This window comes from Marinicella gelatinilytica (assembly GCF_026410405.1).
GTDB classification, from domain to species: Bacteria; Pseudomonadota; Gammaproteobacteria; order Xanthomonadales; family Marinicellaceae; genus Marinicella; species Marinicella gelatinilytica.
In genome coordinates, this window is the sequence record NZ_JAPMLN010000001.1 from 237,138 (window position 1) to 249,766 (window position 12,629).

General features: G+C 42.1%; 13 protein-coding genes. 5 read left to right on the plus strand and 8 right to left on the minus strand.

Going from position 1 to position 12,629, the window contains the following annotated elements; all coding sequences use genetic code 11:
- The first annotated feature begins 59 nt into the window (after positions 1-59).
- From coq7 to OS173_RS00905, 3 genes are all read left to right on the plus strand, one after another.
- Positions 60-692 carry a 2-polyprenyl-3-methyl-6-methoxy-1,4-benzoquinone monooxygenase gene (gene coq7 / locus OS173_RS00895; protein WP_267182390.1) on the plus strand — a complete coding sequence of 211 codons (633 nt, stop codon included), beginning with the start codon at positions 60-62 and terminating at the stop codon, positions 690-692.
- Entirely contained in the window at positions 689-2,335 is a 1,647-nt protein-coding gene (locus OS173_RS00900) for an electron transfer flavoprotein-ubiquinone oxidoreductase (RefSeq protein ID WP_267182391.1), read from the plus strand. Before coq7 ends, OS173_RS00900 begins: the two co-directional genes overlap by 4 nt.
- A gap of 187 nt (positions 2,336-2,522) precedes the next feature.
- Entirely contained in the window at positions 2,523-2,738 is a 216-nt protein-coding gene (locus tag OS173_RS00905; RefSeq protein ID WP_267182392.1) for a cold-shock protein, read from the plus strand.
- A gap of 73 nt (positions 2,739-2,811) precedes the next feature.
- Here the strand turns inward: OS173_RS00905 and OS173_RS00910 are convergent, their stop codons facing one another.
- A complete protein-coding gene (locus OS173_RS00910; RefSeq protein WP_267182393.1) occupies positions 2,812-4,200 on the minus strand; it encodes a GntP family permease in 1,389 nt (462 codons plus the stop codon).
- An 89-nt stretch (positions 4,201-4,289) separates the two neighbouring features.
- Positions 4,290-5,258, minus strand: a complete 969-nt coding sequence (locus OS173_RS00915) for a DUF4920 domain-containing protein (protein WP_267182394.1) — start codon at positions 5,256-5,258, stop codon at positions 4,290-4,292.
- A 69-nt stretch (positions 5,259-5,327) separates the two neighbouring features.
- Here OS173_RS00915 and OS173_RS00920 point away from each other — a divergent pair, with 69 nt between their 5' ends.
- Both OS173_RS00920 and cdd read left to right on the plus strand, forming a co-directional pair.
- Complete coding sequence (locus OS173_RS00920; RefSeq protein WP_267182395.1) at positions 5,328-5,867, plus strand: hypoxanthine-guanine phosphoribosyltransferase; 540 nt, start codon at positions 5,328-5,330, stop codon at positions 5,865-5,867.
- Positions 5,860-6,264 carry a cytidine deaminase gene (gene cdd / locus OS173_RS00925; protein ID WP_267182396.1) on the plus strand — a complete coding sequence of 135 codons (405 nt, stop codon included), beginning with the start codon at positions 5,860-5,862 and terminating at the stop codon, positions 6,262-6,264. The genes OS173_RS00920 and cdd overlap by 8 nt, the downstream gene beginning before the upstream one ends.
- Here cdd and OS173_RS00930 read toward each other — a convergent pair.
- The 6 genes from OS173_RS00930 to OS173_RS00955 all read right to left on the minus strand — a co-directional run bounded on the left by OS173_RS00930 (position 6,236) and on the right by OS173_RS00955 (position 12,490).
- On the minus strand, positions 6,236-7,129 hold the full coding sequence (locus tag OS173_RS00930) for a UTP--glucose-1-phosphate uridylyltransferase (protein WP_267182397.1): 894 nt from the start codon (positions 7,127-7,129) through the stop codon (positions 6,236-6,238). The two genes, cdd and OS173_RS00930, sit on opposite strands and share 29 nt — an antisense overlap.
- Positions 7,086-8,948, minus strand: a complete 1,863-nt coding sequence (locus OS173_RS00935; protein WP_267182398.1) for a polysaccharide biosynthesis protein — start codon at positions 8,946-8,948, stop codon at positions 7,086-7,088. The genes OS173_RS00930 and OS173_RS00935 overlap by 44 nt, the downstream gene beginning before the upstream one ends.
- 9 nt (positions 8,949-8,957) lie before the next feature.
- Positions 8,958-9,905, minus strand: a complete 948-nt coding sequence (locus OS173_RS00940) for an MraY family glycosyltransferase (RefSeq protein ID WP_267182399.1) — start codon at positions 9,903-9,905, stop codon at positions 8,958-8,960.
- Positions 9,892-11,040 (minus strand): lipopolysaccharide assembly protein LapB, encoded by a 1,149-nt coding sequence (gene lapB / locus OS173_RS00945; RefSeq protein ID WP_267182400.1) that lies wholly within the window; start codon positions 11,038-11,040, stop codon positions 9,892-9,894. Before lapB ends, OS173_RS00940 begins: the two co-directional genes overlap by 14 nt.
- A gap of 20 nt (positions 11,041-11,060) precedes the next feature.
- Positions 11,061-11,381, minus strand: coding sequence for a lipopolysaccharide assembly protein LapA domain-containing protein (locus tag OS173_RS00950; protein WP_267182401.1), 321 nt, complete (start codon positions 11,379-11,381; stop codon positions 11,061-11,063).
- Between the two features lie 383 nt (positions 11,382-11,764).
- Positions 11,765-12,490, minus strand: a complete 726-nt coding sequence (locus OS173_RS00955; protein ID WP_267182402.1) for a lysophospholipid acyltransferase family protein — start codon at positions 12,488-12,490, stop codon at positions 11,765-11,767.
- Positions 12,491-12,629: the final 139 nt, after the last annotated feature.

Consider the following 12,629-nt stretch of genomic DNA (forward strand, 5'->3'; position numbering starts at 1 on the left):
ACTCAAAAAACCGCCGTTAAAATGTTAAAATTTGACTGTATTTAACGCAATTGATAACTATGGCAGAAACCTTAACAAATCGGTTAATGACTGAATTTGATCGTTTTCTTAAAGTGATTAACCACCAAAGTGACACCACAAAAGCGCATCCCGGACAGGCGATTCAAGCGCCGGAGTTAAGTGCCCGAGACAAACAACATGTGGGTGGTTTAATGCGCATTAATCATACCGGTGAAGTCTGTGCTCAAGCACTTTATAATGGTCAAGCCTTATGGGCGAAAGATGCCAAAACCCATGCCCACCTTCGCCAAGCGGTCGCTGAGGAACATGATCATTTAAACTGGTGCCAGGTGCGTTTAGATGAGCTGGGTGATACAGTCAGCAAGACCAATGTTCTGTGGTATGCACATTCTTTTGCGATTGGCAGTTTAGCGGCTTTTTTTGGTGATGCTGTGAGCTATGGTTTTGTGATTGAGACAGAGCGACAAGTAGAAAACCACCTTCAGGAACACCTTGACGACATAGGTGAGCAAGATCCGCGTTCTGAAGCCATTTTAAAACAAATGCAGCTGGATGAAATCAGACATGGTGAAGATGCCAAAGCTGCCGGCGGTGTTGAATTACCCGAACCTGTCAAAGTGCTGATGACCGGCCTTTCTAAATTAATGAAATTTGTGAGTTATAGAATATGAATAGAGAATCGATGGAATTTGATGTCGTTATTGTCGGCGGTGGCCCTGCGGGATTAGCCACGGCTTGTCGTCTGGCACAATTGTCACAAGAACAAAAAAAAGATTGGCAAATTGCACTGGTGGAAAAAGGTTCTGAAATTGGTGCCCACATCATGTCCGGTGCGGTGATTGAAACCGAAGCCTTAAGCGAGTTATTCCCGGATTGGAAAAATATGGGCGCTCCGGTGAAAACCGAAGTTAAAGACGACACCTTCTACTATTTGCGGGGGGCTGAAAAAGCCACAAAAATCCCCGGTCTATTTATTCCAAAACCCATGCGCAACCATGGTAATTACATCATTTCATTGGGACAGTTATGCCGCTGGCTGGGCGAACAAGCAGAAAACTTAGGTGTTAATATTTTCCCGGGCTTCCCTGCTTCTGAACTTATTTATGGCGAAGATGGTGCCGTAAAAGGCATTATTACCGGTGATATGGGCATTGGCCATGATGGTCAACCCAAAGACAGTTTTGAGCCGGGGTATGAGTTATTGGCCAAACAAACCATATTTGCCGAAGGTTGTCGCGGCTCTTTGGGTAAACAACTTAAACAACAATTTGATTTAGAAAAGGACTGTGATCCCCAGCATTATGGCTTGGGCTTTAAAGAAATTTGGCAAATTGATGAGCGTCTATCGAAACCCGGTGAAGTGGTTCATACCCTGGGTTGGCCTTTAGACAATCACACTGAAGGCGGGGGGTTTTTATACCACTCCGCTCCAGGCTTGGTGTCTTTGGGTTTTGTGGTGGCCTTAAATTATAAAAACCCCTATTTAAGTCCTTTTGAAACCTTTCAGCAATGGAAACTTAACCCGGTCATTAAACAACTACTCAAAAATGCCAAACGCATTTCCTACGGTGCCAGAGCACTCAATAAGGGCGGTTTTCAATCTTTACCGAAATTAACGTTCCCCGGTGGTTTATTGGTTGGTTGTGACGCCGGTTTTTTAAACCCTGTTAAAATCAAAGGCACCCACACCGCCTTAAAATCAGGGCTCATTGCCGCAGAATCACTGGCCAAACATCTACTCACTACGAATCCTAACTCAGAGCTCACATCCTATGGTGAAGAAATTAAACGCTCAAGCATTTATCACGAATTACAAAAATCAAGAAACTTTGAGCCTGCGTTAAATAAACTAGGTACATTCTGGGGTGCGGCTTTCACCTACATTGATCAAAATATATTTCTCGGTCATATGCCGTTCACCTGGCGAATAAAACAACCCGATTATGCCAGTTATCAACCGGCAGCTGAAAGCACACCGATTGAATACCCAAAACCGGATGGCGAGATTACCTTTGACCGCCTCTCTTCGGTGTTTTTATCCAGCACCAATCATGAAGAAGATCAACCAAGTCATATTAAACTTAAAGATCAGGATATTCCGATTCAAGTTAATTTACCGCAGTGGGCCGAACCATCGCAGCGCTATTGTCCGGCGGCTGTTTTTGAGGTGGTGGAAGAATCCGGTGAACAAAAGTTCAGAATTAACTTTCAAAACTGTGTGCATTGTAAAACCTGTGATATCAATGACCCCTCTCAAAATATAGTGTGGACAACACCGGAAGGCGGTGGTGGTCCAAATTATTCAAATATGTAAAGACAACTGTAACGATAAAATTAATTTTTATTTGACTCAGGCGAAGACTGTGCGTACAATCTCCCTTGCTCGAAGACTCGCCTGATTACATTTCCTATTCAAAGCTTTATCTTCAAAACATTGACCAGTGGGTGAAAATCCGTCGAATATCGAGTATTTTTAATTTTAATATATATAGAGTAAATTTATGTCAGAAAAAGTAACAGGTACCGTCAAGTGGTTTGACGAGTCAAAAGGTTTTGGTTTTATTCAACAAGCTTCCGGATCAGATGTGTTTGCACATTACAGTGCAATTAGCAATGACAACGACGGCTTTCGAACTTTGAAAGAAGGCCAACAAGTTGAATTCAACGTCACCCAAGGTCAAAAAGGCCCACAGGCTGAAAATATTGTTGCGTTGTAATTTCTAACTCATTACGCAATAAAAAAGCGGACGTCATGTCCGCTTTTTTTATGCCTGTAGGTAATTGCTGTCTTCATACAAAAAACACACTTAATACCGCAACTGTTAAAGCAGTTATCGATACCGGTATCGCCAAAGAAACCATGGCAATGTCTTTATAGGAGGTTTTATGCGTCAACCCACAAATGGTCAACAAGGTGATCACCGCACCGTTATGCGGTAAAGAGTCAAAACCACCGGAGGCCATCGAAGCCAAACGATGCATCCATTCGGGATTAATACCAAACTGAACCGCCATCTCAGCATAGGTGCTGCCCAAAGCTTCTAGGGCAATGGTCAGGCCACCCGATGCTGAACCGGTAATACCGGCCAATACATTCACCGCCACCACCTCTGAAATCAGGGGATTGTTGGGAGATATATTAATCACCGCCTCTTTCACCAAAGTAAATGCCGCTAAAGAAGCAATGGTGGCACCATAACCCACTTCAGAAGCGGTGTTAAAGGTCGGTAACATCGAACCAATGGCGCCTTTGGTCATACTGGTGTTGACATTGCGGATACGATTCCAGTTAAGCGCAATAACCGCCAAAACAGCCATAATCAACGCCATAATCATGGACCAGATAGACACCAATTTATCGGGATTAATGAAGCCAAATTTAGCGGTGTTGAGATAATCGGTGTTCCAGCCGGGGATGACATACTTTTGTAGAACAAAGTTCGATGCCACCACAATCACCACAGGCACCAAAGCGATCCAAATATTGGGCAGACTTTTTTCTAATTCGTGATCAATCACGGGCTCCATTTTATGGTGAGAACCATAGCCTTCGGCTTTAAATTTTTCGACCCGCCGTTTTATCCACCAGATACCGGTAAACATAATGGTAAATCCGGCCACCAATCCGACAATCGGTGCAGCATACATATCCGTACCGAAATAACTGGTGGGAATAATGTTATGTATTTGTGAGGTGCCCGGTAAAGCCGTCATACTAAATGTAAAAGCACCCAATGCAATGGCGGCTGGAATAAAGCGCTTGGGCATATCTGCTTCTTTAAATAAAGCGGCCGCCAAAGGATAAACAGCAAAAGCTACCACAAACACAGAAACACCGCCATAGGTTAACAAACCACAAGAAGCGACAATGGCAAACACCGAATGGTGCTGTCCCATTTTATTGATAAATGTTTGGGCGATGGCTTTGGCTGAACCGGAATCCTCCATTAATTTACCAAATATGGCACCTAACAAAAATATCGGAAAATATTTTATGGCGAAACCACCTAGCTGTACCATAAAGACTTGGGTGTATATACCTAAAAGCTGGGTTCCCTCACCGGCTAAAACCACTGCCAGCATGGCCAATACCGGTGCTAAAATAATAACGCTAATGCCACGGTAAGCTAAATACATCAATAACGCTAAAGACAATAAAATTCCCAATACGCCGAGCATATTAATATCCTATGAGAGTTCGAGGTTATGTTTTAGGTACAGTCACCTCAGTGAATAAAAAACCCGAAATAACTCGGGTTAAACTTAAATTAATTGAGTAGCAGGACTGAATCTGCAATTAACTCATGGCTTTTTGCCGGCATCTCGCCTGCGCCCTCTGCTTTAAAGTGAGCTATTTTTTCGGGGCTGTGTTCAACCACTGTTAATTGTCCATGTACATGTGCTTGTCCGCGACTGTCTTTAGGAATCAAAAAGCTGTGGTTTTTAAAATCAACACGCACAAATTGTTCACCGGACTTAAGCATCATCCAACAACCCATTTTTTGACAAACCTGGGTGATTTCACCTTTAAAATAATGTTTGTCTTGTGTGTAATCTTCAGGGTTGCTTAACGCATTGGCCACATCAACCACTTGGGCATCACCTATTTGCCATGAATCACCATAGACTACGCCGGCATCGATTTCCTCTGTGATGACTGGTTGTTGCTGTTCATGGTTTTGCGAATCATTATTTGAAACTTCTTCAGCGTTATTTTCTTCGGTTTGCAACTCATCTAAAGCGGCTAATACTTCACTAACATGTGTGTTTGGATCCACTTCTTCAAAATGTCTGGCAATCATGCCTTCGGGGTTGACGATAAAGGTTTGGCGTTTGGCGTAACTAAAAAAAGCGGCACCACCATCAACACCATAAGCACGCGACATCACTTTATCGCTGTCCACCAATAAGTTAAAAGGTAAATTATGTGCTGCAATAAATTGACGATGTGACTCAGCATCATCCAATGAAATACCTAAAACCTCAGTGTTCATGGCTTTCAGTTGTTGATAATTATCTTTAAACTCATTGGCTTCGACAGTACAACCTGAAGTGCCATCTTTCGGATAAAAATACAGCACCAACCATTGACCATCATAATCAGCCAATTGGTGTGCTTCTCCATTTTGATCCTTTAAATTAAACACCGGCGCGGGTTGTCCTTGCATACTGCTGGCAACCGCCATAAAATTCATCAACATGAACAGAACAATGAGCGTATATTTTTTTAACATCATGGCGTCTCTTTGGTATAAAAACGAATGATTCTAACAAAACCACAGTCTTAAAAACCAATTAAATTTAATATGTATCAAAAAATATTACCTGAAAGCGCTAAAATTTTAGTGGATAAAAATAAAATCGACGCTTCCACAGCCCAAATTGCCCATCAAATTAATCAAGATTATGCCGATAAAGAAGTGGCATTTTTAACCATTATGAATGGTGGCATGATATTTGCATCAGAACTCAGCTTACGTCTGAATATCGATATGGAAATGGATTACCTGCAATTATCACGATACGGTAAAAGTACCACAGGCGGTCAACTGGTGTGGAAATACCAACCTGAAATACACTTGCAAAATAAGCACGTTATTTTATGTGACGATATTTATGACCAAGGTCATACTTTGAAAGCAGCTCATGATTGGTGTTTACGTAAGGGTGCGGCCTCTGTTAAATCAGTGGTTTTGGTGTTCAAAAAACATGACCGTGGCTATGCTAATTATCAGCCTGAATATTCGGCATTACATATTGATGACCATTATATCTTTGGTTATGGCATGGATTTGGAAGAGCGATTACGTCACTTACCCGCCATTTATTACTTACCTGATGCCTGATTTAAAACGGCTCATTGATACTGCAAAGAAAGCCATGGAAAAGGCTTATGCGCCGTACTCCAACTTTCAAGTGGGTGCGGCTATTTTAGATAACAATGGTCAATTACATGCCGGTTGTAACGTCGAAAATTCAGCTTATCCAATTGGCTGTTGCGCCGAACAGGCGGCTGTTACTGCCATGATATTAGGGGGTGGTCAAGCCATACAGGATATTGTTGTAATTGCTAAAAAACACAACCCCTGCCCACCCTGTGGCGCTTGTCGACAAGTGATAGCAGAACACAGTGATCACAACACCAAGATACATCTGTTAACCCAAGGCGATGGATTAACGACTTTCCAGGTCAGCGAATTATTGCCACAGGCTTTTAGCCCTGATCATTTAGATAGTTGCTGATTTTAGTGCGTAATTGAGGATCTTTCATGGCGACGTGTAAATTCGCCATAACAAAACCTTCATGGTGTCCACAATCAAAACGTTGCCCATCCAATTGCACCGCATGCACACCTTCCTGTTGAAGTAAGGTTTTAATGGCATCGGTTAATTGAATTTCACCTTTACCATCAGCAGGTGTGGCTTTGAGCACCTCAAAAATACGAGCGGGCAAAACATAACGTCCTATAACACCAAAGTCTGAAGGCGCCTCATCTTTGTGTGGTTTTTCAACAATGGCATCGATTTCTGCTGTTCCCTGATGCCATTGCTTGGGTGAAACAATGCCATAGCTACTGATTCTCTCTGCGGGCACTTGCTCGACGCTGAGCGTGGTTTGACCGGTCACACGGGCACATTCAATTAATGCCAATAACGGGTTTTGAGGGGCTTCAATAAAATCATCGGCCAATAACACTGTAAACATTTCATTCACGCCAATTAAACTTTGGGCTTGCAACACGGCATGACCTAAACCGAGTGGTTCACCTTGCGGAATATAAACTGTTTTTATGTCCGGTGATAAGATATTGACCTTCTCCACTAAATCCATTCGACCCTGTTGCTCAAAACGCATTTTCAATGAAGGCATCGGATCAAAATGATCAAAAATCGCGTGTTTACTGGCACTGGTGACAAATATTAAAGTTTCGATACCCACCGCCAAAGCTTCTTCCACGGCATATTGAATCAATGGTTTGTCAATAATCGGCATCAATTCCTTGGGCATTGACTTTGTGGCCGGTAAGAAGCGTGTACCTAAACCGCCCACCGGAAAGACAGCCTTAGTTATTTTTGCCGGATGATTGTTGTCCTGATGTGATGACATTGAGTTGATTTCCTTTAAATTCCTTGATCATTTTCTGTAACAACACCTTCAAATCTCGATGTTGATAATTAACCGCCGCTGTTCTGCCCTGCTCAATCTGTTTTATTAACTGTGCAGTTGGAATGCTATTGTGTTTAGCCAAATTGATTTTGTCAACTTCAGTGGCTGTCAGTTCTTCATTGGCATAATGCAATTCTTCAAATAACTTTTCACCTTGACGTAAACCGGTATATTCAATTTGTATTTTTCGAGACTGACCGGTTAACGCGATCATGCGTTTGGCTAAAGATTTTATTTTGATGGGATGCCCCATATCAAGTACCAAAATGCCATCATCATGGTCAACGACTAAGCCTTGTAAAATTAATTGACAAGCCTCCTCAATGGTCATGAAGTAACGCTCCATACGGGCATCTGTTACAGTGACCGGTCCACCCTGTTCAATTTGTTTTTTAAATAAAGGCACCACGGATCCCGCTGATCCCAAAACATTGCCAAAGCGCACTGTCACATAATCTGTTTTACTGATGGTGTTGAGGTATTGACAATATTTCTCAGATAACCGTTTGGTGGCACCCATAACGCTATGCGGATTGACCGCTTTATCCGTTGAAATCAACACCATTTTAGACACGTTGAATTGGTCACAGCAGTCTGCAACAATGCGGGTACCTATGACATTATTCAAATAGGCTTCGCAGAGGTGGTTTTCCAATAACGGTACATGCTTATAAGCAGCTGCATGGAATACCACATCAGGTTTAACTTCTTTAAATAGATAGAACAACTGCGCTTGGTTGGTGATGTCACCTAAATGAGAACGAATCAAAGTTGGACCGCCGGCTAATTCATTATCAATCGCATATAAATTATATTCAGAATGATCAACAATGGTTAATTGACTCACCCCAAAACGGGTTAATTGGCGACACAATTCAGCACCAATTGAACCACCACCACCGGTGACCATGACGGACTTGTTACGCACAAACTGAGCCACTTTTTGCCAATCCAGCTCTACTTTTTCGCGGCCTAATAAATCTTCCACTGTAATGGGTTGCAAATCATTGACGTTGGCTAAGTTACTGTCGTAATCATCAGGATCCGGGGCAATACGGATTTGACAATCACCATCGGCCAAAGCATCCACCACAGTTCGAATTAAATTTGCATCCGGATTTTGTTTGGTAATGACCACCAAATCCACATCATATTGCGCAACTAAATCTGGCAGTCGCTCAACGCCACGCTGGATTTTAATACCGCGTAATTGGGTGCCTTGGTATTTCACATCATCATCGACAATGCTCATGACGTGACAACTGCGATTGGTCACTGCATTGCGGATAAATAAATCAGCAATATTGCCGGCGCCAACCAATATCACCCGCGGTATACTGTCGCTACTTAAATTAAAATATTTATCTTTCCACAAGCGATAACTGATGCGAGGCACTCCCCAAAACAGCACCAATAAAATCGGATACATAACAATGACACTGCGTGGCATTCCACTTAATCGATTCATTAAGAAAAACAAACCGGCAATGGCTAACGTCCCTACCAACGCTGATTTAAGCAGATTCATCAAATCAGGGACACTGGCAAATCGCCACAAACCTCGGTACATATCAAAATAAAAGCTAACCAAACCCTGAACCAGCAGCACCAAAGCAATTTCCAATGACCATAATTCCACTGTCGGTGACATCGGCCAAATACTGTAACGGATATAAAAACTGGCCACCCAAGCCAACCACACCATCAATAAATCATGTGTAATAACAGCCAGTCTCAAATGCACCATTCGATTAATCATGCTGCTATTTTACCTGCCGATTGAGCGACTGTGAAAAAAAACAACCGCTAAAATGGCATAAACTGACACAAACCACAACATTTGCTGTTTTAATGAAAGCTCAGTCATCATATAGACCACCAAACAACAGACAGCTGTGACCGTCGCATAAGCAACACTAATCTTCCAATGAGAAATACTGTTACTGATTAAACGTTGATATAAATGGCTGCGATGGGCTTCAGTTAAACGCTCACGGCGATAAGCACGAACTGCTAAAGTCAAGGTACCATCGGTAATGAGTACGGCATGCATAACTGCGATTTGCAAAGCCGTTAAAGTGTCTGTTTTCAGTGCGATTAAAGAAGTTAACGCAATCACAAAAGCCAGCGGCAAACTGCCAGAATCACCCATAAATAAAGCTTTTTTAACAACATTAAAATAAAGATAAACCAGCAAAGCAACAACCGTCATGGCAATTAATAAGATGTAATCAGCTGTTAAGGCATGCATCAATAAAAGCCATAATAAAGTCACAATGGCGTGCATCGCCACTAAGCCGTTGGCACCATCCATAAAATTAAATAAATTGAGCCACCACAACATAGCCACGCATAAAAACAACCACCACAAAGACAGCTCAAACCCTAAAAGCCAAAGACTGGTAACAGTCACCACCACTTGAACTAAAAACCTAAAACGTGCCGACAGTTGCTTAACATCATCGACGGCGCCGAGCAAAGTTAAGCACAGTAATAAGATCGCCGGTATATAAAGCTGCAGCCATAACATAATCCCTGTCAGCGGTATAAACATAATTAATCCACCACCGGTTAAAACCTGGCCATGATGTAAACTGCGGTGGTTAGCACTGTCTAAAAAACGCACCAGATGGCCACTGACGTAAACTCGTAACAACACAAATATCACGCCGGCCCATAACAGCAGAATAAGCCAGTTGGATTTAAACCACATCATCAATGGGTTTTACCACACCCCAGTTTTTACAACTCGGGCACTGCCAGTGCACCGATTGTGCACCAAAACCACACTTACGACAACGCAACCGTGGTTGCTTCGCAAGTAAACCATCAATCAGTTGTTTCAATATGGCATCATCAGGATTTTTTGAATCAGAATCATCATTATCACCGTCAAGCCTTATTAACATATCCAGACCCTTAAAAGATGGCTTATCTTTCAGATGATTACGTAAGAAATTTTGCGCAGCCTGACCACCGGACAGTTGATGTATTTCTTGGGTGAGTGACAACACCGGACTAATCCCTGAATAATCATCAATTAATGACTTTAGATATTCTGATAAAGCCGCTTCATCTTGAATGGCGTGATAACTATTAACCATCGGTTCTAACACAATCGGTATAAAACTGTTATCGGCTTCAATGGCTTGTTTAAAAGAGTCAATCGCTGCTTGGTGATTATTGTTCGACTGTTGGATTAAACCAATGGATAAGTGGGCTCTAACCGACGCCTTATCAACGCGTAAAGCCGCAGCCAAGTGTTGTAATGCCTTATCATCGTCATTGGCTAAACGCGACACGTCAGCCAGTTCACAATGAAAGTGAGCTATGGTTTTACGCATTGAACGACCGGTGGCAGCTTGAAAACGCGAAGCCGATTTAATGGCTTGTAACCAATCTTGTTCTTGTTGGTAAATATCCATCAGCCACTTTAGGGCTTCCGGGGTATGGGCTTCAAGCTCAACCAATTCCGCAAACAAAACTTCAGCACGATCCAACAAACCGGCACTCATATAATCCTTGCCAATGGCTAGTAGTGCGCGTGTTCGGTAGCGTTGTGGTAACTGTGCTTGAGCAATCAGTGCCTGGTGTAATTTAATGGCTTTATCCACCTCACCCTTCTTACGGTATAAATTGCCAAGTGCCAATTGTGGCTCAAAGGTGGCATGCGAGGTTTCAGCCAGTTGGATAAAGACATCAATGGCTTTATCAGACTCATCATTCAATAAATAATTTAAGCCTTTGAAATAGCGGTGATTTAGTTGTTCAAATTTCTTTTGTGTGGTGAGATTTCGTAACACATAGGCCAAATACATACCCATTAAAACACCACTCAACAGAGCCATCATTACCCAAATAAAACCACCGGTCATTTTGCTTCAATTTGTGTGTTAATGGCTCTTTTAGGCTTGTCGTTTTGCTCAGTCTGCTGTCTGAGTTGATGGTACTGCCGCTGCCAATGACGTTTTTCTCGATTAGCCGGCCACAGCCAAAGTAACCAAGAAATCAAACTGCCAATGACCACACCGGCAATCAAAGTCATCAAAACAATAAAACCCAAACTGGCATTGAGCTTGAAGAAATACATATTAAGCTCACTGGCATCCAGGTTTAAAGCACTCAAAGTAATGATGAATGACAACAAAATCACAATCAAAGTGATAACAAGCGTTTTTTTAAGTGTTTTCATAGTCAGACATTATAATGGAATGTCCTTGGGACTTCATTCACTTTTGATATTTGTAATTTAATTTAGTGAACAAAAATGAAAGCGGCCACGGCGGACATGTCTTTAGTCTATTACACGTATAGCTCTGACTCGCGTTGCTCGCCAACCGCTAAACGTGGGGAAAGTTCTTGGGACTTCATAGCCTTTTAGGGTTGAAAAGAAGATAATCACTGAAAGAAAACAGGCAATATCACTTTGTTTGACCTTTAAATAAATGATAAGTACCATTCATGAACTAAATATAAATCAACTACTGCTTGAGCTTTTAGAAGTTCCCTTCAATTCACTACGCACTTTATCAATGCCATAGCTAACTCGTCGGAATGTTTATGTATCCAACAAAATTATAAAGCCTTACTGATTTGCGCGCGGACGTGCTCAATCAGTGATTCAGTTGATTGTTCCTTAAATGATTCCGGAGAAATCGGTGCATGAAAAAAAAGCTCAATGGTGCCCGGGAGAATTCGCAGACTTTTAGCCGGCATCACATTGTCGGCGCCTTTGATGGTTACCGGCAGAATGGGTAATGACAGTGATTGTGCCATTTTAAAGGCACCTTTTTTAAAAGGCAGCAGCTCATGGCCATTATTGCGGGTGCCTTCCGGGAAAAACAACACTGATGTACCGCCGGTGAGTTTTTCGCCGGCTTGTTGCATGGTTTGTTTGGCTGCCCGTCGGTTACTGCGATCCACATATATATGGCCCATTAAATTACAGGTATATCCAATAAATGGTACTTTTCGTAATTCAATTTTCATCACCCATTTAAAGGCCATAGGTAAATATCCATACAAAGCTAAAATGTCATAGGTACTTTGGTGGTTGGCAACAATCACATAAGATTGTGAGGCATCAATGACATCGGCATTATGTATGTTTACCCGCACCGGAGTTATCCACAGGATAAACCGTCCCCACAGTCGCGCCACGTATTTATCAGCCCAGGCACCGGCCCCGAGCCAGGTTAAAATAATAACAATTATGGCAATTAGAGCAGTCCACAGCCAAGCCACCGGATAAACAAATAACCAGACATAGATTTGAAAAACATGTTTTAAAACGACTGTCATGGCGTGCATTATAAAGGAAGTAGCGAAACTGCCAAGTGGTTCACAGTCGCAAAATTGTTTATTTTTAAGATACATGTGATTCAACTTATTGGTAAAATAGGATTTATAGGTCATTATAAAGACCTCATATTAATGACTA

Bases quoted from the DNA above. Each gene is read 5' to 3' on its own strand.
- coq7 (WP_267182390.1), top strand. From the start codon at position 60: ATGGCAGAAACCTTAACAAATCGGTTAATGACTGAATTTGATCGTTTT.
- OS173_RS00900 (WP_267182391.1), top strand. From the start codon at position 689: ATGAATAGAGAATCGATGGAATTTGATGTCGTTATTGTCGGCGGTGGC.
- OS173_RS00905 (WP_267182392.1), top strand. From the start codon at position 2,523: ATGTCAGAAAAAGTAACAGGTACCGTCAAGTGGTTTGACGAGTCAAAA.
- OS173_RS00910 (WP_267182393.1), bottom strand. From the start codon at position 4,200: ATGCTCGGCGTATTGGGAATTTTATTGTCTTTAGCGTTATTGATGTAT.
- OS173_RS00915 (WP_267182394.1), bottom strand. From the start codon at position 5,258: ATGATGTTAAAAAAATATACGCTCATTGTTCTGTTCATGTTGATGAAT.
- OS173_RS00920 (WP_267182395.1), top strand. From the start codon at position 5,328: ATGTATCAAAAAATATTACCTGAAAGCGCTAAAATTTTAGTGGATAAA.
- cdd (WP_267182396.1), top strand. From the start codon at position 5,860: ATGCCTGATTTAAAACGGCTCATTGATACTGCAAAGAAAGCCATGGAA.
- OS173_RS00930 (WP_267182397.1), bottom strand. From the start codon at position 7,129: ATGTCATCACATCAGGACAACAATCATCCGGCAAAAATAACTAAGGCT.
- OS173_RS00935 (WP_267182398.1), bottom strand. From the start codon at position 8,948: ATGATTAATCGAATGGTGCATTTGAGACTGGCTGTTATTACACATGAT.
- OS173_RS00940 (WP_267182399.1), bottom strand. From the start codon at position 9,905: ATGATGTGGTTTAAATCCAACTGGCTTATTCTGCTGTTATGGGCCGGC.
- lapB (WP_267182400.1), bottom strand. From the start codon at position 11,040: ATGATGGCTCTGTTGAGTGGTGTTTTAATGGGTATGTATTTGGCCTAT.
- OS173_RS00950 (WP_267182401.1), bottom strand. From the start codon at position 11,381: ATGAAAACACTTAAAAAAACGCTTGTTATCACTTTGATTGTGATTTTG.
- OS173_RS00955 (WP_267182402.1), bottom strand. From the start codon at position 12,490: ATGACAGTCGTTTTAAAACATGTTTTTCAAATCTATGTCTGGTTATTT.